Annotated in this window: 23 protein-coding genes and 1 pseudogene; 13 read left to right on the forward strand and 11 right to left on the reverse strand. The window is 44.3% G+C overall.

Going from position 1 to position 23,301, the window contains the following annotated elements:
- The first annotated feature begins 88 nt into the window (after window positions 1-88).
- The 3 genes from K6984_RS00305 (at window position 89) to ccmB (ending at window position 3,104) form a co-directional block, all read left to right on the forward strand.
- Window positions 89-1,489 carry a mannose-1-phosphate guanylyltransferase/mannose-6-phosphate isomerase gene (locus K6984_RS00305; protein ID WP_221893659.1) on the forward strand — a complete coding sequence of 467 codons (1,401 nt, stop codon included), beginning with the start codon at window positions 89-91 and terminating at the stop codon, window positions 1,487-1,489.
- A 320-nt stretch (window positions 1,490-1,809) separates the two neighbouring features.
- Window positions 1,810-2,436, forward strand: coding sequence for a cytochrome c biogenesis heme-transporting ATPase CcmA (ccmA, locus tag K6984_RS00310; protein ID WP_221893660.1), 627 nt, complete (start codon window positions 1,810-1,812; stop codon window positions 2,434-2,436).
- Entirely contained in the window at window positions 2,433-3,104 is a 672-nt protein-coding gene (gene ccmB / locus K6984_RS00315; RefSeq protein ID WP_230987780.1) for a heme exporter protein CcmB, read from the forward strand. Before ccmA ends, ccmB begins: the two co-directional genes overlap by 4 nt.
- A gap of 143 nt (window positions 3,105-3,247) precedes the next feature.
- On the opposite strand, the gene K6984_RS32005 is transcribed toward ccmB, so the two are convergent.
- The 4 genes from K6984_RS32005 to K6984_RS00325 all read right to left on the reverse strand — a co-directional run bounded on the left by K6984_RS32005 (window position 3,248) and on the right by K6984_RS00325 (window position 4,060).
- Window positions 3,248-3,376: a hypothetical protein gene (locus K6984_RS32005; protein ID WP_263458596.1), complete on the reverse strand. Its 129-nt coding sequence runs from the start codon at window positions 3,374-3,376 to the stop codon at window positions 3,248-3,250.
- 76 nt (window positions 3,377-3,452) lie between these two features.
- Window positions 3,453-3,623, reverse strand: a complete 171-nt coding sequence (locus K6984_RS00320; RefSeq protein WP_221893661.1) for a hypothetical protein — start codon at window positions 3,621-3,623, stop codon at window positions 3,453-3,455.
- Between the two features lie 27 nt (window positions 3,624-3,650).
- Complete coding sequence (locus K6984_RS32010; protein WP_263458600.1) at window positions 3,651-3,779, reverse strand: hypothetical protein; 129 nt, start codon at window positions 3,777-3,779, stop codon at window positions 3,651-3,653.
- On the reverse strand, window positions 3,728-4,060 hold the full coding sequence (locus tag K6984_RS00325; protein WP_221893662.1) for a hypothetical protein: 333 nt from the start codon (window positions 4,058-4,060) through the stop codon (window positions 3,728-3,730). Before K6984_RS00325 ends, K6984_RS32010 begins: the two co-directional genes overlap by 52 nt.
- 123 nt (window positions 4,061-4,183) lie before the next feature.
- Here K6984_RS00325 and K6984_RS00330 point away from each other — a divergent pair, with 123 nt between their 5' ends.
- On the forward strand, window positions 4,184-4,921 hold the full coding sequence (locus tag K6984_RS00330) for a heme ABC transporter permease (RefSeq protein ID WP_221894097.1): 738 nt from the start codon (window positions 4,184-4,186) through the stop codon (window positions 4,919-4,921).
- A gap of 103 nt (window positions 4,922-5,024) precedes the next feature.
- A pseudogene (locus K6984_RS00335) lies at window positions 5,025-6,043 on the forward strand (IS110 family RNA-guided transposase).
- A 322-nt stretch (window positions 6,044-6,365) separates the two neighbouring features.
- Here K6984_RS00335 and K6984_RS32015 read toward each other — a convergent pair.
- Together K6984_RS32015 and K6984_RS32020 are read right to left on the reverse strand one after the other, a co-directional pair.
- Window positions 6,366-6,500, reverse strand: a complete 135-nt coding sequence (locus K6984_RS32015) for a hypothetical protein (protein ID WP_263458601.1) — start codon at window positions 6,498-6,500, stop codon at window positions 6,366-6,368.
- Complete coding sequence (locus K6984_RS32020; protein WP_263458602.1) at window positions 6,491-6,613, reverse strand: hypothetical protein; 123 nt, start codon at window positions 6,611-6,613, stop codon at window positions 6,491-6,493. Before K6984_RS32020 ends, K6984_RS32015 begins: the two co-directional genes overlap by 10 nt.
- A 189-nt stretch (window positions 6,614-6,802) precedes the next feature.
- Here K6984_RS32020 and ccmD point away from each other — a divergent pair, with 189 nt between their 5' ends.
- From ccmD to K6984_RS00375, 8 genes are all read left to right on the forward strand, one after another.
- Entirely contained in the window at window positions 6,803-7,006 is a 204-nt protein-coding gene (ccmD, locus tag K6984_RS00340) for a heme exporter protein CcmD (RefSeq protein ID WP_221894098.1), read from the forward strand.
- Complete coding sequence (gene ccmE, locus K6984_RS00345) at window positions 7,003-7,440, forward strand: cytochrome c maturation protein CcmE (protein WP_221893663.1); 438 nt, start codon at window positions 7,003-7,005, stop codon at window positions 7,438-7,440. The genes ccmD and ccmE overlap by 4 nt, the downstream gene beginning before the upstream one ends.
- Window positions 7,437-9,395 (forward strand): heme lyase CcmF/NrfE family subunit, encoded by a 1,959-nt coding sequence (locus K6984_RS00350; RefSeq protein WP_221893664.1) that lies wholly within the window; start codon window positions 7,437-7,439, stop codon window positions 9,393-9,395. Before ccmE ends, K6984_RS00350 begins: the two co-directional genes overlap by 4 nt.
- Entirely contained in the window at window positions 9,388-9,924 is a 537-nt protein-coding gene (locus tag K6984_RS00355; protein ID WP_221893665.1) for a DsbE family thiol:disulfide interchange protein, read from the forward strand. Before K6984_RS00350 ends, K6984_RS00355 begins: the two co-directional genes overlap by 8 nt.
- 37 nt (window positions 9,925-9,961) lie before the next feature.
- The gene (locus tag K6984_RS00360) at window positions 9,962-10,402 is read left to right on the forward strand and encodes a cytochrome c-type biogenesis protein (RefSeq protein ID WP_230987781.1); all 441 of its coding nucleotides are present in this window, start codon (window positions 9,962-9,964) and stop codon (window positions 10,400-10,402) included.
- Between the two features lie 14 nt (window positions 10,403-10,416).
- Window positions 10,417-11,685, forward strand: coding sequence for a c-type cytochrome biogenesis protein CcmI (gene ccmI, locus K6984_RS00365; RefSeq protein ID WP_221893666.1), 1,269 nt, complete (start codon window positions 10,417-10,419; stop codon window positions 11,683-11,685).
- A gap of 97 nt (window positions 11,686-11,782) precedes the next feature.
- Window positions 11,783-12,124: a hypothetical protein gene (locus K6984_RS00370; protein ID WP_221893667.1), complete on the forward strand. Its 342-nt coding sequence runs from the start codon at window positions 11,783-11,785 to the stop codon at window positions 12,122-12,124.
- 182 nt (window positions 12,125-12,306) lie between these two features.
- Window positions 12,307-13,470, forward strand: coding sequence for a transposase (locus K6984_RS00375; RefSeq protein ID WP_221893668.1), 1,164 nt, complete (start codon window positions 12,307-12,309; stop codon window positions 13,468-13,470).
- Between the two features lie 101 nt (window positions 13,471-13,571).
- On the opposite strand, the gene K6984_RS00380 is transcribed toward K6984_RS00375, so the two are convergent.
- The 5 genes from K6984_RS00380 to K6984_RS00395 form a co-directional block, all read right to left on the reverse strand.
- Window positions 13,572-13,727 (reverse strand): hypothetical protein, encoded by a 156-nt coding sequence (locus tag K6984_RS00380; protein ID WP_221893669.1) that lies wholly within the window; start codon window positions 13,725-13,727, stop codon window positions 13,572-13,574.
- A gap of 27 nt (window positions 13,728-13,754) precedes the next feature.
- Window positions 13,755-13,883, reverse strand: a complete 129-nt coding sequence (locus K6984_RS32025) for a hypothetical protein (RefSeq protein WP_263458596.1) — start codon at window positions 13,881-13,883, stop codon at window positions 13,755-13,757.
- A protein-coding gene (locus K6984_RS00385) for an IS3 family transposase (protein WP_230987782.1) occupies window positions 13,832-15,006 on the reverse strand; the annotation gives its coding sequence in 2 pieces (ribosomal slippage) (window positions 13,832-14,733 and window positions 14,733-15,006; 1,176 coding nt in all). The genes K6984_RS32025 and K6984_RS00385 overlap by 52 nt, the downstream gene beginning before the upstream one ends.
- Window positions 15,007-15,434: 428 nt before the next feature.
- Window positions 15,435-17,171, reverse strand: a complete 1,737-nt coding sequence (locus K6984_RS00390; protein ID WP_221893670.1) for a diflavin oxidoreductase — start codon at window positions 17,169-17,171, stop codon at window positions 15,435-15,437.
- Window positions 17,172-17,413: 242 nt separating this feature from the next.
- On the reverse strand, window positions 17,414-22,882 hold the full coding sequence (locus K6984_RS00395) for a glutamate synthase-related protein (RefSeq protein WP_221893671.1): 5,469 nt from the start codon (window positions 22,880-22,882) through the stop codon (window positions 17,414-17,416).
- Window positions 22,883-23,301 lie beyond the last annotated feature (419 nt).

The following is a 23,301-nucleotide window of genomic DNA, read 5'->3' on the forward strand; positions in this document are numbered from 1 at the left end:
GATACATAGAGCGGGCTGGAATGAAATGATTCAGCACTTTACTAATCTTTTTTTCAATAAACAATACTTAAAATAGAAAAGGAACACCATGATACCAGTCATACTTTCTGGGGGGTCGGGAACGCGTTTATGGCCTTTATCCCGAGGCGTCTATCCAAAGCAGTTTTTGCCGCTGGTTTCAGCTAAGACCATGGTGCAGGAGACCGTATTACGCCTAGATGGAATAGATAAGCTGCAAGCACCGATTGCTATTTGCAATGAAGAACACCGGTTTATGATGGCCGAGCAATTATGGGAAATTGATGCTAAGCCGGAAGCGATTATCCTTGAACCGGCAGGAAGAAATACTGCGCCTGCAGTGGCTCTAGCTGCACTGTCGGAAAAAAATCCGGATGATATCTTGCTGGTACTACCGGCAGACCATGTGATAGACAATATCCCAGCATTTCAACAGGCGGTAGTGAAAGCAGGGGAGCTGGCAGAACAGGATTATCTGGTTACTTTTGGCATAGTGCCGACAGCTGCGGAAACAGGTTACGGTTATATCAAGCGCTCTGCGGAAAAAATTAGCGTTGCCTTCAAGGTGGCTGAATTTGTAGAAAAGCCGGATGCAGATGTTGCACAAGCGTATGTTAACAGCGGAGAATATTACTGGAATAGCGGTATGTTTGCTTTTAAAGCAAGCCGCTACTTGCAGGAACTCGAAAAATTCTCGCCGGAAATGTTAGCAGCCTGTCGGTTATCCTATAGTGGTGCGCAGACAGATGTTGATTTTGTACGCCTAAATAAAGATGCATTTATGCAGTGCCCATCGGATTCGATAGATTATGCAGTAATGGAAAAAACGGATAAAGCGGTAGTTATTCCGCTAGATGCTGACTGGAGTGATGTCGGTTCCTGGTCTGCACTATGGGAAGTGCGCGAAAAAGATGACTTTGGTAATGCTCTGACCGGTGATGTGATCGCTCTGGATACGCAGAACTCTTTTATACATTCGGGCAACAAGCTAGTCGCCGCAATTGGTGTGCAAAATATGATTATTATCGAAACGGATGATGCGGTTATGATTGCGCCAAAGGATAGAGTGCAGGATGTTAAGAAAATTGTTGCCAGATTAAAAAGTGAACAGCGTGCAGAAGCGGACTTGCATCGAAAAGTGTATCGTCCCTGGGGGCATTATGATTCGGTAGATAACGGTGAGCGGCATAAAACCAAGCGTATCGTGGTCAAACCAGGTGCCAAGTTATCGGTGCAAAAACATCATCATCGTGCCGAGCACTGGGTGGTGGTTAAAGGAACCGCGCTGGTGAGTCGAGGGGAGAAAACCATGCTACTCTCTGAAAATGAGTCGACTTATATTCCGCTGGGAGTCATCCATAGCCTGGAAAACCCAGGAGTGATTCCACTGGAAATTATTGAGGTACAGTCGGGCAGTTATTTGGGTGAAGACGATATTGTTCGCTATGCAGATAAATATGATAGAACATAGCGCTGGACTAACTTAGGCAACTCGCAATAAATAACCCACCCTTATAACTTGTCTTCTTCGTTGCAACGTCGGTTACATAGCCTGCTATGCGCTCGACGTTGCGTCTTGAATACCAATAAAAATCCTGCGTAATACGGGAAGCTTATTTATTGCGCGTTACCTAAGAATAAGATTGAACAATCAGTCTAAAAATGTTTGAATAAGCTGTTATTGATATTCAGGAATAGATTTGAGAAGGGATTCTTTTCACCTGTTTTTTCCCCGAATTAAGTTCTTGTTTTTTTGTTTAACGACGTCATAGTACTCAATTATTACCCAAGATGTTAGCAGTGAAAAATTTGTTTTGTGAACGAGACGAAAGGGTTTTGTTTGCAAATTTCTCATTACAAATCAATGCAGCAGAAGTGGTACAAATTATTGGCCAGAATGGCAGTGGCAAGACCACATTATTACGCATTTTATGTGGCTTATCCGATGCCTATACTGGAGAGATCTACTGGCAAGGCACGGATCTTGATGAGGTGCGTGAAGAGTATTATCAAGCTATGCTGTATGTCGGGCATTTGGCAGGCGTTAAAGGTTCTTTAACAGCGGAAGAGAATTTGCGCTGGATGATGCAACTGGATCATAGTTTAAATAAATGTAGCATTGCCGAGGCATTAAAGCAGGTGGGGTTATTTGGTTTTGAAGATGTGCCTTGCCACAGTTTATCCGCTGGGCAACAGCGGCGAGTCGGCCTGGCGCGCTTGTATCTAAGTAGCGCTCCATTATGGATTTTGGATGAGCCGTTTACTGCGCTGGATAAAAAAGGTGTGAAAGAAAAAGAAGCATTGATAGCCAGGCATACTCAAGAGGGGGGGGCTGTGATTTTAACTACGCATCATGATCTAACAATTCCGGGGCAGACTATCCGCCCGATAGATCTGGATCAGGTTGCTGTGGCGTGAGTTTTTTCTTTGCAGCGCTGAAGCGTGATTTATTACTGGTTTTTCGCCATCGTAACGATATTATTAATCCACTGGCTTTTTTTCTGATGGTGGCTGTGCTGTTTCCCTTAGGTATTAGCCCTGACCCAGAATTTCTATCAGAAGTAGCGCCAGGCGTTATCTGGGTGGCGGCTCTGTTAGCCTGCTTATTATCGGTCGATGGTATTTTTCGTGGCGATTATGAAGATGGCTCTTTAGAACAAATGCTGGTTAGTCCAGAGTCCTTACTGGTGTTAGTGCTGGCAAAAGTGCTGAGTCATTGGCTGGTGAGTGGCTTTTGTCTGGCAGTTATCTCGCCTTTAGTCGCGATGATGTTTTTTCTCCCTGAGCAAGGCTATCCTGCTTTAATAATGAGTTTAATATTAGGCACGCCTACATTAAGCTTAATGGGAGCTATCGGAGCAGGTCTGACGGTAGGGCTGCGCAAAGGGGGCGTTTTAATCTCCTTATTGGTACTGCCGCTGTATATTCCGGTGTTGATTTTTGGCGCGGGTACAGTACACGCAGGTAGCATGGGCTTGCCTATACAAGGTTATCTTGCTTTATTAGGTGCGATACTCATATTCAGTTTAATGCTGGCACCCTTTGCAATTGCAGCGACTCTAAAAATTAGCGTGCGCAGTCGCTGAAAATCAGGGAAACGGAGCCTAAGCGAAGTGATGATTTTTAGTCCGCGATAGCCGTAGGGCCGTTATTTTGTCGGAGTCTGAGCGTTAGCGAAGGTGGAGACAAAATAAAAGGCCATCCGACACGGCGTCAAGTCATTTGGAGCCTATGTTCCGACCCCTTGTTGGGTCGGGACGAGGTGACGAGGACGAATCGGGGCCGCCGGAGGCATTAGTGGTCGCGTTAAGTTTTTGCTGCTTGCTTGGGCTGGGATGCCCAAAACAAGCTTTCGCAAAAATAGCGACTCCCCAATAGTGCTAGATTTAGTTGCGCTTATCTTTAAGGAAATGGATTTCAGGATATATTATTTTTTACCATGAAAAGCATGAAGGACTTGAAAGTTTGATTTTGTTTGTCTTTCGCTGAAAATCGGGGAAACGTAGCCTAAGCGAAGTGATGATTTTTAGTCCGCGATAGCCGTAGGGTCGTTGTTTTGTCGGAGTTTGAGCGTTAGCGAAGGTGGAGACAAAATAAAAGGCCATCCGACACGGCGTCAAGTCATTTGGAGCCTATGTTCCGACCCCTTGTTGGGTCGGGACGAGGTGACGAGGACGAATCGGGGCCGCCGGAGGCATTAGTGGTCGCGTTAAGTTTTTGCCGCTTGCTTGGGCTGGGATGCCCAAAACAAGCTTTCGCAAAAATAGCGACTCCCCGATTTCAGTTTCTTCATGGCCTTCATTGTAATAAACACATGCTTTAACCAGCCCCCGCTGAAAATCATGGAAACGTAGCTTAGCGAAGTGTTGATTTTTAGTCCCTGAAAGGCGACAGGGCAATTCGCTGATTCGACGTGTGCTAGCAGCACGCGAGAGGAGCAAGAATTGCATTCCGAATAGCCGTCCAGCCAGTGAGGTAGTAATGACGAAGCGGCTTTTGTGCGTAGTCGTTGCGGACGCAGGGCGTTCAGGGCATCTCCCATCCGCTGCGTAGGTGAACGAATTATGGCGACAGGAGTCCCGGAATTTCGTGAGGTAGCATGGCGCGCCTGAAAATTTATAATAAACGAATATTTCATATCAGGGTTTCATAGATGAAAATTAAAATGCCAAGGTGGTTTTATCAAATGGCCTCACCTAAATGGTTTTATGAATTTACCGGTGCATTACTCCCCTGGTTTAGTGCGGCAGCGATACTCTTATTAGTCACCGGGACAGTCTGGGGGCTAGTGTTTGCACCGGCAGATTATCAGCAAGGCAATAGCTTCCGCATTATTTATATCCATGTGCCGGCATCCATTTTGGCGCAGTCCTGTTATATGATGATGGCCGTGGCAGGAGCAATCGGCTTAATCTGGAAGATGAAAATAGCGCATGTGGTCGCAGGAGCCTGTGCTCCAATTGGCGCTTCCATTGCAGTTATGTCCCTGGCGACTGGTGCGATCTGGGGCAAACCTACCTGGGGTGCCTGGTGGGTCTGGGATGCACGCTTAACCTCGATGCTGGTATTATTGTTTCTGTATATCGGGGTGATTGCCTTAAACTCGGCGTTTGAAAATAAAGCCAGTGCAGATAAGGCAACCGCCGTGTTATCTCTAGTGGGTCTGGTGAATATTCCGATTATTAAATATTCGGTTGAATGGTGGAATACGCTGCATCAACCTGCGACCTTTACGGTTACTGAAAAACCCGCAATGCCAGCGGAAATGTGGATGCCATTGCTGGTGATGGTATTTGGCTTTTATTGTTTTTTTGCGGTGGTATTAATGAGCCGGGCACGGGTAGAAGTGTTGCAGCGTGAAAAACGTAGTGAGTGGGTTAAGCGGGTTATCGTGGAATATTAACAGCTAACAAATATTTAATCGTAGGCTGATGATATGTACTCCTCTCCCACCAACAGTGTCATAATGCACCTAAGAGTAATAACGGAGCAAAGAGGAGCCCGACATGAATAATAGCGTAATTGGATTGGATATAGCAAAAAATATTTTTCACATGTATACATTTGATGAAAAAAATCACAACCTGTTAAGAAAAAGCTAAAACGAGCTGAGCTTTTAATATTTTTTGCAAATTATCCAGTGAGCTTAATTGGAATAGAAGCCTGTGACGGAGCTCATCACTGGGCAAGAGAGTTAACTAAACAAGGGCATGAAGTCATTTTTCTTAATGCCCGTTATGTAAAGGGTTTTGTGGTGGGGAACAAAAATGACTTTAATGATGCCGCTGCTATATTTGATGCGGTTACCCGTCCAAATAAGCGCACAGTGTCGATAAAAACGATTGAACAGCAAGACATTCAACTTGTTCATAGAATACGTGAAGGCCTTGTTGGCAAACGTACTGCGCTGGTTAATCAAGTGCGAGGGCTACTCAGTGAAAGAGGCATTGTTATTCCTAAAGGTATAAAGAAAGTAAGAGTAGAATTACCGTTGATTTTAGAAGATAGCGACAATGATTTGACTGATTTAAGTCGAGAAATGTTTGCTGAGCAATATGAAAAACTAGTTGCACTAGATGAAGAGATTAAACAACAGGACAGACGTATTAGCCGGCTATGTAATAGCAATCAGTTAAGCCAGCGTTTTCTTGATGTGCCAGGTATTGGGGCAATAACAGCCACCATCATTGCCTCAGACATAGGGGCAGGTAAAAGCTATCAGAGTAGCCGAGATTATGCAGCCAGCTTAGGGATTGTTCCGAGACAACATAGCAGTGGTGATAATCAGGTTTATTTAGGAATTAGTAAGCGAGGTAACCGCTATATTCGTACGATGTTAATTCATGGAGCACGATCGGTGTTAAAGCACTGTAGTGGTAAAAAAGATAAATTAAGCCTATGGCTACAAGCACTCATTGAGCGGCGTGGATTTAATAAAGCCGCCGTTGCGCTGGCCAATAAAAATGCCCGAATACTGTGGGCGATGGCGAGTCAGGATAAAGAATATGATGCAGCTCTGACATAGTTAGAGTGCATAAGCAGGGTTGCCCACCCTTTGACCACCGACTGCGAGCTAGGAGGGCTCTTCGTCTGTGGACAAAGCGTGGATAACCCTGAGATAACCGAGTAACCAAGATTGTGGAGGCAAGTTAACCAATATTGATGACAACAACAGGTCAGACCGATACTTTTACAGAACCCGTGCAACCCAGAGAGTCCATTGCGAGACCGTTAGGCTGGTAGGGTCAAAAAGTATGCGAATAGATTCATCAGGAGTCCTGAGGCAAAAAGCCTCTGTTAGAGACCGAATATATGGCTGCAATCTTGTTCACTGTTATTAGCATCAATTATGTAAAACTTGGCTTGCAATAAACGAGGAGTCCATCGCTGAAAATCATGGAAACGTAGCTTAGCGAAGTGGTGATTTTTAGTCCCTGATAGGCGACAGGGCAATTCGCTGATTCGACGTGTGCTAGCAGCACGCGAGAGGAGCAAGAATTGCATTCCGAATAGCCGTCCAGCCAGTGAGGTAGTAATGACGAGGCGGCTTTGTGCGTAGTCGTTGCGGACGCAGGGCGTTCAGGGCATCTCCCATCCGCTGCGTAGGTGAACGAATTATGGCGACAGGAGTCCCGGAATTTCGTGAGGTAGCATGGCGCGCCTGATATGGGTTAGCTTTTTTATTGCGCAGCACTGAAAAACGTAACCCAGCATTTGCTTAATGTATAAGCTGGGTTACGTTACCTGCGCTACGCTTAGTTAAGCAAGCCCAGCCTACATTTTGATGGTTTATAAAGGAATTATTGTGGGATATTTTTCATCATTTGCTGATTTTTTACAAATGGGTACACATGGGCTGTATGTCTGGCTAAGTTATGGCATTGCCTTAATGATATTTATTTATAATATTGTGTCTGTTTATCTACTCAAAAGACAATTTTTTATTAATGCAAAACGTCGCTTAAGACGTGAACAGGGAACAGTATGACCCCAAAAAGAAAAAAACGATTAACGATTATTTTAGGCTTGGTATTTGGTACCGCTCTAATCGTAGGTCTGGTCATGTATGCTCTGAGTGAGAATATTAACCTGTTCTATTCAACCAGTCAGATTGCCAATGGCGAAGCACCCGTGGGCGCAAGAATCCGGGCAGGGGGAATGGTGGTTGATAATAGTGTTAAAAGGTTTCCGGATTCTCTAAAAGTACAATTTGCAATTACTGACTATGAGCATCAGGTGGTCGTTGAATTTACGGGTATTTTGCCTGATTTATTTCGTGAAGGCCAGGGTATCATTGCGCAGGGGAAAATGGATGCGAATGGGATTTTTCAGGCGGATGAAGTGCTGGCGAAACATGATGAAAACTATATGCCGCCAGAAATTGCTGAATCGATGAAGAAAAAGCAGGAGGCACAGCAATGAACCCTGAAATAGGTGGATTTGCGCTGATTATTGCTTTATTTTTATCCGTGGTTTTAGCGCTGATTCCCATATATGGTGCCTCGACTGCAAATGAAATGTGGATGTCTTATGCCAAACCTTTGGCAGCGGGGCAATTTCTGTTTGTTTTCATTAGCTTTATTTGCTTAGGCTATGCATTTTCACATGATGATTTCTCTGTAGTGTATGTGGCTCAGCACTCGAATAGCCAGATGCCGATACAATTTAAGCTCAGTGCGATCTGGGGTGGGCATGAAGGCTCATTATTATTATGGGCACTGATTCTCACGGGCTGGACGTTTGCCGTCAGCCGCTTTAGTAAAGCACTACCGCTAGATATGCTAGCGCGGGTTTTATCGGTAATGGGCATCGTGGCTACCGGCTTTATCTCGTTTCTTCTAATCACGTCCAGTCCGTTTGCTCGCTATTTACCCCGCTATCCAGTTGATGGTGCAGACTTAAACCCGCTATTACAGGACTTTGGCTTAATCGTGCATCCACCAATGCTATATATGGGCTATGTAGGATTTTCAGTCGCTTTTGCCTTTGCCATAGCGGCCTTATTATCCGGCAGAATGGATGCTGCATGGGCACGCTGGGCAAGACCCTGGACCAATATTGCCTGGGCATTCCTGGGCATGGGAATTACCTTAGGTAGCTGGTGGGCTTATTATGAACTAGGTTGGGGCGGTTGGTGGTTCTGGGATCCAGTGGAAAATGCGTCCTTGATGCCGTGGTTAGTGGGTACTGCTTTGGTACACTCTCTTGCTGCGACAGAAAAGCGTGGTGTGTTTAAAAGCTGGACCTTGCTTTTAGCCATATTTGCTTTTTCTTTAAGCTTACTAGGCACTTTCCTGGTGCGTTCAGGAGTATTAACTTCGGTGCATGCCTTTGCCAGTGATCCAGAGCGTGGCTTTTTTATCCTGATGTTATTAGCCCTGACCATGGGTGGCTCGCTAACCTTATATGCGCTTAAAGCGCCGAATGTAAAAAGTGAGTCCAGTTTTTCCTGGCTGTCCAGAGAAGTATTATTACTGATTAATAATGTATTTCTTACGGTGATGGCGGTCACGGTATTACTAGGCACCTTATACCCTTTGTTAATCGATGCTCTGGGACAAGGAAAAATCTCGGTAGGACCGCCTTATTTTAATGCGGTATTTGTGCCGATTATGTGTGCCATGTCGATTGCTATGGGTGTTTCTGTTGCAGTGAGATGGCGAGAGTCAACACCTAAAGCAGTACTGGATAAACTCTGGAAACCTGCTGTGTTCAGTATTATCTGTGGTCTGTTGTTTCCAATGATATATGGTAATGGATTTGAAGCGCGAGTTTTTCTGGGTATCAGTATTAGCCTATGGGTCATGAGTTCAGTGGTCACGGAATTTATTGGAAAATTTCGTAATGCGCAGTCGATTACTAGCCGGCTCAAGCAACTTCCACTTAGCTATTATGGGATGATGGTTGCTCATATAGGTGTTGGGGTCACAGCAGTGGGTATTACGCTAGTATCTAATTATAGCGAAGAGCGTGATATGCGCATGCAAACGGGTGACACTGTTGAGATTGCAGATTATCAGTTTACCTTTCAGGGAACGCATGTAGTTAAAGGTGCAAATTATATGGCTGATCAGGCAACGATTGTGGTTGCAGAAGATGGTGAAACTATTGTGACCTTAAGGCCTGAGAAGCGTCGCTACAATGTTAAAAATGCAATGATGACCGAAGCAGATATAGATGCAAGCTTGTTCAGGGATCTCTATGTCGCATTAGGGGAGCCATTAGAGGATGGTTCCTGGGCAGTCAGAATGCATTATAAACCTTATGTGCGTTGGTTATGGCTGGGAGGAATATTAATGGCTTTAGGAGGTTTATTGACCGTTGCTGATAAGCGCTATCGTCAGCGTAGTGCTAGACAGGAGCCAACAAATGCCTAGACTACTGTTATTTATCCCCTTATTACTCTTTTTTGTGCTGGCCTTTTTTTTATGGAAAGGGCTCAGTATAGACCCCAGGGAATTACCCTCGGCATTGATCGATAAACCTTTTCCTGAATTCACCTTGGCCTCTTTGCAGCAACCCGAGCGGCAGTTAAGCAAACAGGACTTTATTGGCCAGCCTGTGCTGGTGAATGTCTGGGCGACTTGGTGCCCGTCTTGTCGACAAGAACATGAACAATTGTTAATGACTGCACAGGCAGACGAAATTCCCATTATAGGGCTGAATTATAAAGATGAGCGTGATATGGCGCTACAATGGTTACAGCAACTGGGTAATCCCTATCAGTTTAATATCTATGATGAACAGGGCATGCTGGGGCTGAACCTTGGCGTTTATGGTGCCCCCGAAACCTACTTGCTGGATGCACAGGGTATTGTGCGTCATCGCCATGTAGGTGTGCTAACAACACAAGACTGGCAGGAATTAAAACAGATAATCAAAGGGTGGGGCAGTGCTAAAAATTAACATAATAGCTGGCTTATTGATGTTGCTCAGTAGCTTTATGCTATCTGCCGCAATTGATGTATACAAGTTTGATGACCCTGAGAAGGAAAAGCGCTTTCACCAGTTAGCTTTTGAATTGCGCTGCCCTAAATGTCAAAACCAGAATATCGCTGATTCTAATGCAGAGATTGCACAGGATTTACGCACTAAAATTTTCCAGATGCTTAATGCTGGAAAAAACGATAATGAAATTGTCGACTATATGGTCGAGCGCTATGGTGATTTTGTACTCTATGAACCACGAGTCAATCCGCAAACCTATTTGCTCTGGTATGGCCCGGCGCTGTTTTTAGTATTAGGACTAGGGGTCGTCGCGTTAATTATTCGTAGCCGCAATAAACAGTATCAACAGGGTAATGATCATCAACCATCGCTATCTAATAGTGAAGCCAAGGCACTGGATGGTTTGCTTAAAACAAAATCAGGAAAAAAACAATGATGACACTATGGATAGTGATTGCTGCGATGTTATTGCTCGCGGTGATTATATTACTGTGGCCACTGGCGGTTTATAAAGGGGCACAGAGCAATGAACTGGCTATTTCACAGAAAGAGAAAAATATCAGTATCTATGAAGAACGTCTGGCAGAACTAGAAAATGAACAAACCCAGGGCACACTTGATGCCCCCACTTTTCAGCAGTTAAAGACCGAGTTGGAAAAGACCTTATTAGGCGATGTGCAATATGCAGAGCAACCGGTTAATACTGCCATAGGCACTGCCAGTATTCAGCACTGGTTAGTGATGGCGGTTATCGTTGTGGTATTTGTACTAGGTAGTTTAGCGACCTATAACAGCCTGGGTGCCAGTGACAAATATCAGCAATATTTAGCTATCGCTGATAATCCGCAAGAGCATCAGCAGGCCGCCGCTAATAATTCTGCTGCGCCTGATTTTGCAGCCGCATTAATCGCGCTTAAAGCAAAATTAGCAGAGAATCCTGAAGATATAGAAAAATGGTTTTTGCTGGCCAATACCTATGCAGCGATGGGTGATTTTCAACAGGCTGGTGAAGTATATAATCGCATCGCAGGCATGTTAGGTGAAGAAAGCCCCGGCTATGCAGCAGCAAAAGCAGCCTACGCGCAAATGATGTATCAAGTTGCGGGTGAGCGTATGATTCCGGTCGTGCAGATGGCCATTACTGATGCTCTCAGAGTTGATCCAGAAGAGCCTACAGCATTAATTTTACGCGGGCTAGACGAATATCAGCAACAATCTTATGTACAGGCCATAGCCTCATGGGAAAAAGCTAAAATCAAGGCAGGCGAAGTACAGGTCAATAACTTTATTGAGCCCGCAATTGCTGAAGCGCGTAGACAATTGGGTATAACTGCCCCGATACAACAGGCGAAGCCAGAGCAAGACGCTTTGGCAGGGACTGCGAGTATTACAATTCACCTGGGTATTAGCCCGGTTTTGCGCGCTAAAGTGAGTGGACAGGATCGTGTTTTTGTCTTTGCCAAAGCGGGTATGCCTATGCCACTCGCGGCAGAGCGCTTGCAGGTTAAGGATCTGCCTATCACTATTGTTTTAGATGATACAAAAGCGGCCATGCCAACAGCAAAAATTTCCTCAGCCGAATTTGTTGATATTACTGCACGGGTTGCATTATCAGGTAGCCCTAGAGCCGCTAAAGGGGATTTATATGTCACAGCAAAGCAGGTCGCGGTACAGAAGGGTGAAGAGCTGACTCTGGTGATCGATAAAATTGTAGAATAATAAGCTGTTATGGAGGGTAATGCTCTCTATCACACAGCTCTGAACGTTCAGGCTTTATACTCTGCAAGGTAGAAGGATGTGTTGCGAGAAATCTAATATGCAGGCCGATCTAAAAAATTACCGACAGCAGCTTAATAAGCATTATCTTGCTGATGAGCAGGAACTGATTAAAAAATTACTGCTTAATCTAGCAGACTATCCTGCAACAAAAATTCATCAGCAAGCATCTTCTCTAGTCACAGCGATACGCGAGAATAAAGGCCAGCAGACGCTGGTTGAAGCATTTTTACACGAATATCAGCTCAATTCCGCAGAAGGTATAGTGTTAATGGAAATTGCCGAAGCCTTATTACGCATTCCAGACTCTCATACCCAGGATCTGTTTTTACCATCAGTGTTCCCATTGAAAGAAGAAGTACCTAAACAAAGCAGCCTATAACCTACCTGAATGTAGCACCACTCGAATATTTCCATCTTTTTGATTTTAATCACTTATAACAGCAAATAGACACTCTGTAGGCACCGTAAAAAAACAACAAATAATTTCAAATAAAGCTTGCATTTGCCGAAAAGATTTTCTAAAAATTTCCGTTTTAATCACCTCATAAACGGATATCACCCATGCTTAAAGACCTACCACTCTCTGAACATATTGACCAACACTGCAATGAAAGTATGGAATGTGCCCTGTTAGCAGAGCGTCATCCTTTGTGGGCTCGTTCATGCCCAGAGTTGAAGGATATCGACTTTATTCGCCTTGGGTTATTACGCTGTATCAGTGTAGTCGATAGTGGTCGCCATTTCCTCCAAACCAATGAACAGATTCATGGCCAGCTGCTTCCCCACTCAACGTATTTTAAATCACTGAAGTCGCATAGACGAACAAGTATGCTTGAGGCATTTGAACAGCAGAGCTATCATCTTCACGCTGAAACACTGCTATCGCAAGGCATTGATTATCTTAAAGCATTCCCGGAACTTGACGAATACACCATAGAAGCAGTGGATGGACATTTTATTGATCATGCCTGCCATACTGAAAAAAACAGCAAGGGGAAAGTTTATGCGGCCGGGGGGATTTACGCGTTGAATCTCAGAAGTGGGTTGCTCAGATTTCTTTGTCTGGTGACAAACGGAACTCAGAGGCATCAAGAAATACCTGTGTTACGAGATCATATTGAAAAGCAAAACAAGGGAAATAACAGCTCTCAGAAACATCTCTATGTCTACGATAAAGCCGTCACCGACTTTGTCTGGTGGGATCGGCAGAAACGACATGCTAATTACATGATTTCAATGCTAAAAGAAAATTCAATTGCGACTCTGGTTGAGTCTATCCCTTTTGACTCCCGCCATGAGATCAATACAGGGGTTGAAGCATACAGTGTGTACGAAAACAAGGGCATCAAATTTAACGTGGTGGATTACCGTGATCCAGAAACTGGAAAACTTCACCGGTTTGTGACAACCTTGCCAATGACTATTAACCCTGGAACCATTGCCATGCTGTATTTCAAGCGATGGACGATTGAAAAGACATTCAATAACACTAAAAGTAATGTCAAGGAAACTAAAGCTTGGTCTTCCAATACCCGCTCACTTGAAAATCAAATGCGCCTGACTGCAATGAGCTATAATTTAATGCGCGTGTTTGAAGAGATTTCAAAAACACAACAGCCAGAATTGATTCATCCATCGGATAAAAAATATAGCGAGGCTCTGGAGATTAGGCCGCAACAGGCTCAAAAACGAGATCGTCAGGAATGTCTTTACAGTGCTTTATGAGCTCTCTTGTGGCGAGGTTAGTTTCACGGCCTCAATTGATAGGGGAACACTGATGTAAATAGTTAAGATAGCCCTTCCCTTTTTATATTAATAATTTGTTATTATTGCGCCGCAGGCGTTTTGATACTACTCTTTCGCTGAAAATCAGGGAAACGTAGCCTAAGCGAAGTGATGATTTTTAGTCCGCGATAGCCGTAGGGCCGTTGTTTTGTCGGAGTCTGAGCGTTAGCGAAGGTGGAGACAAAATAAAAGGCCATCCGACACGGCGTCAAGTCATTTGGAGCCTATGTTCCGACCCCTTGTTGGGTCGGGACGAGGTGACGAGGACGAATCGGGGCCGCCGGAGGCATAAGTGGTCGCGTTAAGTTTTTGCTGCTTGCTTGGGCTGGGATGCCCAAAACAAGCTTTCGCAAAAATAGCGACTCCCCGATTTATAATAAACCTCCGCTGGCGTTCGATAGTCCAAGGACTGATGAATTCGCCTGTGATTGTAAAATTCAAAATAGTCTTTCAGCCCTAAATATGCTTCATTCACTGTCTGAAAGTCATTCAGATAGACCTTTTCATACTTGACTGATCGCCACAATCGTTCAACAAAAATATTATCCAATGCGCGGCCTCTGCCATCCATGCTAACACGGATTCCTTTCTCCAATAAGGGCCCTGTAAATCGATTCGTTGTGAATTGACTTCCCTGGTCCGTATTAAAGATTTCACACTGTGATGAACTTAGTGTTTCATTAAGGGCTGCTATGCAAAAGTCTGCGTCCATTGTCGTACTTAACGCCCAATTAAGTACATATCGGCTATGCCAGTCAATAATGGCCATCAGATAGACAAAACCATGCTTCATGCGGATGTAGGTAATATCCGTACTCCAGACCTGATTGCATCGCTCGATCTGCAGGTTTCTCAGTAAATAAGGATAGATCTTATGCTCTGAGTTGCCCTGACTTAGTCTTGGCTTTGGATATACCGCTTCCAGCCCCATCTGCCTTAGTAACCGCCTCCCTCGCTTCGGATTGACCTGGTGCCCTTGAGATCTCAAATGCTCCGTCATTTTCAAGACACCGTAAAAGGGTGTTTCGGTATATTGTTTATCCAATTCATGCATCAGCATCAGGGTATAGTCATCTATGCCAACGGGTCGGTAATATAAACTTGACCTGTTGATGCTCAACAAGCAACACTGCTTTCTGATACTTAACTCTGAATGACCTGGCTCTATCCACATTTTTCGAGTCGCAAGTGTAAGAGTCATAGATTTTTTTTTAGAAAATCATTCTCTACTTTCAGTTGCCCTATCTGCTTGTACAGATCGTCAACTAAAGCCTGCTGGTCATTATCCTGTTGTTTACTTTTAGTCGAGAATGCTTCAGGAATAACCTCTAATACAGCTTTTTTCCAGTTGTTGATTTGTGTTGCATGAATACCATATTTCGCGGTAATTTCAGCTCTTGTCTTTTCCCCTTTTAGTACGTCTAATACCACTTTTACTTTGGTTTGCGTACTATGCTTCTTCCGATTTATGGTCATTTCTTAATCCTCAGTTTTGAGGGCAAGATTCTATCTTAAATGCTGGTCTAGTTTTTGGGGATCATTATAATTGAACGTAAGGTTGCTGTTTCAACTCAAAATCAAGCGATGAATGCGCTGTTTTTTTATATAAACGGGTTTTAGATAAGCCATTAGAGAAAATAGTCGATGCTATTCGCTCTACTAAAAATCGTAAGATTCCGGTGGTACTGACTCAAGATGAACTGAAGTTTCCCAATAATTATTTATGGTAAAATTGAAACTATGCTACAACTATATGAAAAAAACAGTCTTTTCATTCGTTTCAAATGCTATTGCCTAAGGGGAATTAAGTAGGGGTTTGCTATAAACATGGCAAAACCACCTAAAATAAACCTCGATACACCAGCATTGTGTATTTCAGCTACTCAATAATTGGGAAACTTCAGTTAATAAACATCCCTTACATAACGCTTGTCTTTTTTCATTTGGCTGATATAGTCGGCAGCCTGTTCTTCTGATAGCTTGCCATGTGTGGCAATCACATCATGCAAGGCTTTATCTACGTCTTTGGCCATGCGATAGGCATCTCCACAAACAAAGAAGTACCCGCCTTGTTCTAGCATTGCAAATAGCTCTGCGCCTTGTTCGCGCATGCGATCCTGAACGTAGATTTTTTCTTGTTGATCACGAGAGAAGGCCAGGTCTAATTTCGTTAGCACACCACTCTTTTGCATGGCTTCTATTTCATCCTGGTAGATAAAGTCTGTTGCTGCATTACGATCTCCGAAGAATAACCAGTTAACCCCTTTGGCTTTATGGAATTCGCGCTCTTGCAGGAATGCACGGAAGGGCGCAATACCCGTCCCCGGGCCGACCATGATCATCGGTAGATCATCATTTTCAGGCACTCTAAAGACTTTGTTGGGGCTAAAAAAGCAACGTACCGGGGTATTTTCATCTGCTAAATCTGCGAGATAGGTCGAGCAAACGCCTTTATGTTCACGGTTATGGCTGTTGTAGCGCACACTGCTGATAGTTAAATGCACGGTGTCAGGGTTAGCTTTGCCGCTAGAGGAGATTGAGTAGGCACGATGCTGCAGTGGTTTGAGTAAGGCTAAAAATTCAGCTGCTGAAAATTGCATTTCCGGGAATTGCAATAATAAGTCCAGCGTATCACGCCCCCATAAATAACTTGCCAGTTTATCTTTGTCGCCAGCGCGTAATAAATTATTTAGTTCCTGAGCGCCTGAGCGCCTAGCGATTTCCTCGAGCAATTCCTTACTCGGTAGCTTGATTTCAAAATGTTCGCTTAATGCCTTTGTCAGTGGCATTAATTCACCGTGTACAGGCTCATCTTCATCACCTGTACAACCTATGGCCTTTATAATTTCGGCAACGAGTTCTGGGCAATTAACCGGGATGATATTTAATGCATCTCCCGCTTCATAGCTTAATTCATAACCTGCTATGGAGATTTCATAGTGACGAATTTCTTTTGAGGAGTCAGAGCTACTTAATAAACGGTTAACGGTCAGTTTGCCAGGGAATGGGTTTTTACGCCCATATTTTGGAGCTGATTTGCTACTGCCAGTATCGACGGTGATTGTTGCGGCACCATCCGCCATCAGCGGAATAGTGTTGCTAATCCAGGCTTCTGCTGCATCGTCAAAATCGACATCACAATCAGCGCGGTCATACACGCGCCTGGCACCGAGTTTTTCCAGGCGCTGATCCCAATCTATACCTGCCTGGCAGAATAAGTCATAACTGGTATCACCCAGAGCGAGTACCGAGTATTTCATTTGCGCTAAGTCAATGCTATCGTCTGAGCTTATAGCATCCCATAATAGCTGCGCATTATCAGGCATTTCACCTTCGCCATAGGTGCTGGTGATAATTAATAAATATTCGATTTTACTGAAAGCATCGGCTTCAATCTCATCCATGCCCATAATGTCAGGGTTTAAACCATGTGCCTTTGCAACTTGTGCGGCATCATGGGCAACCGACTCTGAATTACCGGTTTGTGAGCCATAGATTATGCTAATACTGCGTGCATTCGCGCTATCACCTGAACCTGCACTCTGTAAAATATGGCTGTACATGCCTGCAAAAAAACCACCTAGCCAGGCCTGTTGTGCCTCGTTGAAAGGTATGTTTTGAGAATTGTTCGTTGTAGTCATGGGGTTGTTCTTAAAAAGTGTCTCGATAGAAATATGAGAGTTTTGTTAAATTTGGCTTTGCTATCCTGGATAATCTAAACAAAGTTACAATGTAACTGTTTGTTGGCTCTCTACTTAATTTGAGCTTGAATTCTGATAGGGCGTGGCTTTAGCCCGCCAATAAGCAGAGAGCCTGCTAAAAGCGGGCTAAAGCCACGCCCTACAGGTATCATGTAAGCCAGATATTTTATATAGCAGAACTGTTAAGCTGCCTCTTTGGTTTTTAGCATATCCTGAATAACCGTCTTGCTGTTAAGTGCTGCCAGATATTCATCTATACCTGGAATGTCTGCAAGCGCCTGGTTATTAATGGCTGTTTGCTCAATAATCCAGTTAGTTGAACCAATAGAATATATACTTTGTACATCACGCAGGATCAAGGCTTGCTTATAATCATTCAAGCGTTTATTGGCTAATAACAGGGCTAGTTGTGCGTCATCATAATTTGCATAGGCTTCGCGCGTCTCTTTTACTAAGGCATCTTGCAATCTGCGAGCTTTGGTAGTGATCAGGCGCTGAGCAACAATTTTAGTTTGCTGAGCACTCTGTACCTGAGCGGCGGCAATTATGGTGGCTTTGTTGAGTACCGCAAAGCTATTAATCATCTTAAAGGCAAGAGGGCTGTCAGTTGCACCATAATCAGGTGTCTGTCCGCCAAATAAGACGGCCTTAGTTACATAAGCTTCCTGCACCTGAATAATTTGCTGTTGTGCCTGATCTACTGCTAGCTCTTCAATGATCACTTTACGATCAACTGTTTTAGCGATAAATTCGGCTGTCTGGGTTTTGTATAGCCATAGTGGAATAGCAAATTTAAAGTGCTGGCGCTCATTCTCCCAGTTATTCAGCAGTTTTTGCGCGACACTGGATTCAGCGTATTCTGCATGTTGCTCCAGCATGGCGATAACAAATTGCTCATGCGCGCGTGCGGTATCGCTGTCTTCAATTATATCCCTGATTTCGACAGAAGAGACATCGTATAAATGCTGCAACTTATCTTCAGGGTCATACTGATAGGCATTACCCCCCGACATACCATTACAGAAACCTTTGCCAAATGTACCGATATTCAGTACTGCGCCGTTAGTCATATATTCACAGGCGAAATCCCCCACACCTTCAACAACGGCCATCGCACCGGAATTACGTACTGCAAAGCGGTCGCCTGCTTCACCATTAATAAAGGTTTTACCACCGGTTGCACCAAACAGGGTGAAATTACCGACCAGTACATTTTCGCCGGGTACTTTATGCCCACCGCCTGGAGATTTAATAATTATAGTTCCGCCGCAGGCTGATTTTCCCACGCCGTCATTACAGGTGCCAGTATGCTCCATACGCATGCCGTCATTATTAAATGCGGCGTAGCTTTGCCCTGCAGAGCCGTGAGTGCGAACAATCAGCGAATCCGGCGCTAAATAGCGGCGCTTATGCTGGTTGGTATAGATTTTAGTATTAGCTGCAAGCTGATCATCATCCAGTTCATAGGATAGCATGCGCTCTATATCAATCGCTGTCTGACCACCGACGGTTTTATGCCGGTTATTCAGCTTAAATGCTGCGCCTTCGACGATGACTTGCTGTTGTTTCGCATTAATAAAGTCAGCCTTGAATTGCGCAAGAATTTGATCATCGATAGAAAAATCAGCTTCCAGATAAACCGGCTTGTCTATATGTACGACATCGACATAGTTTAATAGCTTGCTGAAGTCCATTTGACCGATCATGGTCGCATGATCCATTAAGTGTAATAAGTCAGTTTGACCGCGAATTTCAGCCAGACTTTGGTAACCCAGGCTAGCGAGAATTCCACGAACCTCATGTGCCAGGTTCATAAAATACTGGGCTAACACACGCGGATCCCCCTTAAATTCTTCATGAATCGTGGTTAAGCCAGCAGGGCAGCGGATATTACAGTTTTTCGCCATCACACAGCGCAGCATCATTAATGCTGTAGTACCGAACTCAAACGAGTCACCGCCGAGTATGGCTGATTTAACCACATCCGAGCCATTTTGATGTGCAGCACTACAGCGCAGGATCACTTTATCGCGCAAGCCATTTAGCGACAGCGCCTGATGCACTTCGGAAATACCGATTTCAGGAGAGCGCCCGGTGTTTTTCAGGCTGGTTACCGCAGCGGCACCTGTACCACCAGTATTACCCGCGACGTTGATTACATCGGCGCCGGCTTTTGCCACACCGACAGCAATTGTACCGATACCTTCAGATGAAACCAGTTTTACAACTACCCGTACTCGTGCCGCTTTGGCATCGTGAATAAGTTGGCCTAAATCTTCAATTGAATAGGTGTCATGGTGTGGGGGAGGACTGATTAATTCGACTTTAGGTGTGCCACCCCGTGCAGCGGCAATCTCTACCGAGACTTTAGCGGCAGGTAGCTGTCCGCCTTCGCCGGGTTTTGCTCCCTGGGCAATTTTGATTTCGATTTCTTCGATATTTAAATCTGCCAGATAACCTGCCCAGACACCAAAGCGACCCGAGGCAAATTGCTTTATTTTGCTCGATCTAAGGGTATTAAAGCGGCTAGAATGTTCACCACCTTCGCCCGAGTTGCTCATAGCACCGGCAATATTAGTTCCTTGGGCAACCGCTTCATGTGCTTCGGCTAAGAGTGCGCCGTGGCTCATTGCTCCGGTGGCTAAAGCTGCCGTAATTTCATGAGCTGGTTGTACGTTTTTCAGACTAATAGGGGCACGTGCAGAAATAATACTGGTAAAGTAATTGCTAACGATATTATGCGCATCTTCATTGCGTATAGTCAGCGCGGTATCAGATACTGCGATGACAAATGTATGATCTTCTGCAAAGCGCTTGGTAAAATGCGTAGCCAGGTTATCTAAACGCTGTCTGGAAGAGTCATTACTTAATGTGATCTCAAAGCCATTTTCAAGCGGCTTAACAGTTAAGCCGCGAATACTGTAATTAATATTACCACGCAGGTTTTGCTTGCCTAAGATGGCATCAAATTCAGCGCTTTCCTCGGCGCGAGAAATATCCGCCGGATAGCTCATCACATCACGTAAAGCTGCAGGTCTGGTACCACGTTCCTGCATCAGAATTTCGCTGAAATTTCGATACGCTGGGGTTACTCCAAAGCCATCGACTTGCTCGGGCGTGCGTTTTTCATAACCAAAATCAGTATAGGCGGTATCGCTAACCGCAGGTGATTTATCCTGATTGACATACAGAATATCCTCATCGGTCATATTGATATATTCACGCACGGAGGTGTTGCCGAATGTATGGCCTGCTCCTTCATTGCGCTCTTTAAATAAACCGAGGAAAGGAATGTCACTTTCCGCCCCTACCGCTAATGCCTTTTCGTGCCATTCAGTGGCGCTGGCGGCAATATTGGCAAACTGGATGCCGCCGACAGACGAATTGATATTCGGGAAGTAGATTTTTAATAGTGGCTCATCGGTATCAATATAATTGGACTCGAAGAATTCGCCACCGATATAGCTTTCTGCAGTACATAGGCCAAATTTACCCATGATTTTCATTAGCGATTTTTCTACTGCTTTTTGATAACTATCTAGTGCTGCCTGTTGTTGGTCTGCAGTATATTGCGAGATCACCCGGTTGTGTACACTTAATGGACAGATAGCGGATGCGCCAAAGCCCAGAATCGTGGCGACATCGTGCGCACTGACTGCCTGGCCTGTTTCAGATACCAGCGATGAGTTAAAGCGTAAGCCTTCTTTAACCAGGTGTTGATTAGCCGCTGAAATAAGTAACAATGCAGGAATAGCCGCCTGTTCTTTGCTAATATTAATGTCGCTAATAATAATAATGCCGGTGTTATTTCTAGCTGCAGGGCCAATAATATTACAAACGTCTGTTAGAGCCTGTAGCAGGTTCTTTGAATTTTGTTCAGCATCTTCAAGATCTGGCGAGTACAGGGCATCAATAGTCACTACGCTAACGGTTTTCTGCTGGCGAATCTGAGCTAATTGTGTGCGCTGTAAAATGGGTGAGTTAATGACCAGCTGTTTGCTGCTACCCTCAGAAAAAGTGGGTTTTGCGCCAAGTGCAACCCGTAGCGTCATGCCATCACTTTCACGTAATGAATCCAGTGGAGGATTGGTAACCTGTGCAAAACGCTGGCTGAAATAGCGCGACATTCCGCCTTCGGCACCTGAGAGGGAATTAGGCGTAATGCCGTAACCCATGGCCGAGATTTTCTCCAGCCCGGTGCTTAACATGGGGTCTAGCAAGAATTTAAAACTCTCCTGATTCAACGAGTAGGCAGTATGCTGCTGATCTATATTAAACGCATGCTGATTGTCCACGTCTGCTAATGCAACGCTTGCTAGCTCATCTAAATGAATCGCGCGAGCTTTTAATAAAGCATGGTAGTCGGTTGCTTTTGCCAGACGTTCCATGACTTGATGGCTATCGTATATTTCGCCTGTGCTATGGTCAAAATAGATCATGCCACCGGCTTCTATGCGTCCACGTTTTAAAACATCAGTGGAAGGGAAGTCTATTTGCCCGGCTTCTGACATCACCGCTATATAGTCAGTGGTTTCAACAGAGCGTAAAGGACGCAGTCCAAGGCGGTCTAGGCGTGCACCGACACGTATGCCATCATTGAAAATCAGCGCAGCAGGGCCATCGTTCTTTTCTTCGTATAAGCTGAAATATTCCAGCATTGCTTTAACGTCAGCTGATAAAGTGGTGTCATTTTCCCAGGCAGGCGGCATCATCGCCAGGATTGCGGTAACGATATCCAGCTTATCTTCATGAATACGGCGTGACAGGGTTTGATCCAGCCGGCTGGAATCAGATTGACCTATAGGAAAAACCAGGTTTTTACCGTGTTGTCTGGCAATTGCCAGCTCGCTTAGGCGGTTTTTCTTATCGGTATTTAATTCGCCATTATGCGCCACATAGCGGAATGGCTGAGCCATCATGGTTGCCGGGGCAGTGTTGGTCGAAAACCGGGTGTGAAAAAATAGCGTAGAAATTTCGTGGTCTTTATCGTATAAATCTGTGAAGTAAGGAATCACCTCGCCAGAGTTTAAGCGTCCTTTATATACCTGGGTACGAGAGCTCATAGATAGTGGATAAAACCCATCTAACTCATGGTGCGTAAAGCCCTCTTCTTCGATAGCTAACAGTACATCCTGAATATAATACTCAAATTCATCGTGGCTTGCGTCTTTTGCTAATGCTTCGGGGCGACCAAAGATCACCTGTTTAATCGGCAGTTGTGCTTTAATCGAAGCTTTATTAAGAACACTATTATCTACAGGGATATCACGCCATTTAATAACCGGCAAGCCAAAATTGTGTAAGTGTCTATTTACTAATTCACATGCTGCAGAGTCGTAATTGCTATGATCTTCAGGAAAGAAAAAATTAGCGACACCAAACTGGCCTAATTCCAGGTCTGGCTGTTCTGTGACTTTGCGGAAAAACTTCAGAGATAAATCAATATTGACACCGGCACCATCACCGATACCTTCAGCACTCATGCCGCCCCGATGTGGGATAGTGCATAATGCTTCATGTGTTTTGTTCAGCAAATCATGTGTTTGCTTGCTTTGTTTATGTGTAATAAAGCCAACCCCACAGCTATCCTGTGAAGTATCGGCGTTATATAACAGTTGATCTTTTTTATTTTGTGGGGAATTTTTGTTCATTCATCCAACCCGTTTAGCAGTGTGGTATATGGTTTTAACTCTGTCTGCAGTTAATGATAGGTATTTGTTAATTCAGTAGTTTGCGCTTATGTAGCACCTATTTTTGAAAGATTAATAAGTAATTTAAAGTGTATATTAAATCTTAAAAGTATCTCTATCCATCAAAGGAAAAAAGCTGCAGTACTAGTCTGTTTGTGTAGCTAGCTAGTCCAAAGTGACCTATAAAACCATTTTTGTTAATTAAATTTTTTGTAGTGAAACTTTCCAATATTAACATGGAAACTTCTATATGTCATTTTTGCCAGAAATGGCATAGACAGATTTGCCTGTGTTAGATTTTCTTCTCTTACTTTACATTGGTTATTCTAGGCTAAGTGAGATTGGATGATTATTTATTTACAGCTCCCTAAGTCAGCAGT

Origin of the sequence: Bathymodiolus japonicus methanotrophic gill symbiont, from assembly GCF_019721995.1 — a bacterium.
Taxonomy (GTDB): domain Bacteria; phylum Pseudomonadota; class Gammaproteobacteria; order Methylococcales; family Methylomonadaceae; genus Methyloprofundus.

Excerpts from the sequence above, each read along its gene's own strand:
- K6984_RS00305 (WP_221893659.1), top strand. The coding sequence starts at position 89 with ATGATACCAGTCATACTTTCTGGGGGGTCGGGAACGCGTTTATGGCCT.
- ccmA (WP_221893660.1), top strand. The coding sequence starts at position 1,810 with ATGTTAGCAGTGAAAAATTTGTTTTGTGAACGAGACGAAAGGGTTTTG.
- K6984_RS00320 (WP_221893661.1), bottom strand. The coding sequence starts at position 3,623 with ATGGCCTTTTATTTTGTCTCCACCTTCGCTAACGCTCAAACTCCGACA.
- K6984_RS00325 (WP_221893662.1), bottom strand. The coding sequence starts at position 4,060 with ATGGGAGATGCCCTGAACGCCCTGCGTCCGCAACGACTACGCACAAAA.
- K6984_RS00330 (WP_221894097.1), top strand. The coding sequence starts at position 4,184 with ATGCCAAGGTGGTTTTATCAAATGGCCTCACCTAAATGGTTTTATGAA.
- K6984_RS32020 (WP_263458602.1), bottom strand. The coding sequence starts at position 6,613 with ATGGGAGATGCCCTGAACGCCCTGCGTCCGCAACGACTACGCACAAAG.
- ccmD (WP_221894098.1), top strand. The coding sequence starts at position 6,803 with ATGGTTTATAAAGGAATTATTGTGGGATATTTTTCATCATTTGCTGAT.
- ccmE (WP_221893663.1), top strand. The coding sequence starts at position 7,003 with ATGACCCCAAAAAGAAAAAAACGATTAACGATTATTTTAGGCTTGGTA.
- K6984_RS00350 (WP_221893664.1), top strand. The coding sequence starts at position 7,437 with ATGAACCCTGAAATAGGTGGATTTGCGCTGATTATTGCTTTATTTTTA.
- K6984_RS00355 (WP_221893665.1), top strand. The coding sequence starts at position 9,388 with ATGCCTAGACTACTGTTATTTATCCCCTTATTACTCTTTTTTGTGCTG.
- K6984_RS00360 (WP_230987781.1), top strand. The coding sequence starts at position 9,962 with ATGCTATCTGCCGCAATTGATGTATACAAGTTTGATGACCCTGAGAAG.
- K6984_RS00370 (WP_221893667.1), top strand. The coding sequence starts at position 11,783 with ATGCAGGCCGATCTAAAAAATTACCGACAGCAGCTTAATAAGCATTAT.
- K6984_RS00375 (WP_221893668.1), top strand. The coding sequence starts at position 12,307 with ATGCTTAAAGACCTACCACTCTCTGAACATATTGACCAACACTGCAAT.
- K6984_RS00380 (WP_221893669.1), bottom strand. The coding sequence starts at position 13,727 with ATGGCCTTTTATTTTGTCTCCACCTTCGCTAACGCTCAGACTCCGACA.
- K6984_RS00390 (WP_221893670.1), bottom strand. The coding sequence starts at position 17,171 with ATGACTACAACGAACAATTCTCAAAACATACCTTTCAACGAGGCACAA.
- K6984_RS00395 (WP_221893671.1), bottom strand. The coding sequence starts at position 22,882 with ATGAACAAAAATTCCCCACAAAATAAAAAAGATCAACTGTTATATAAC.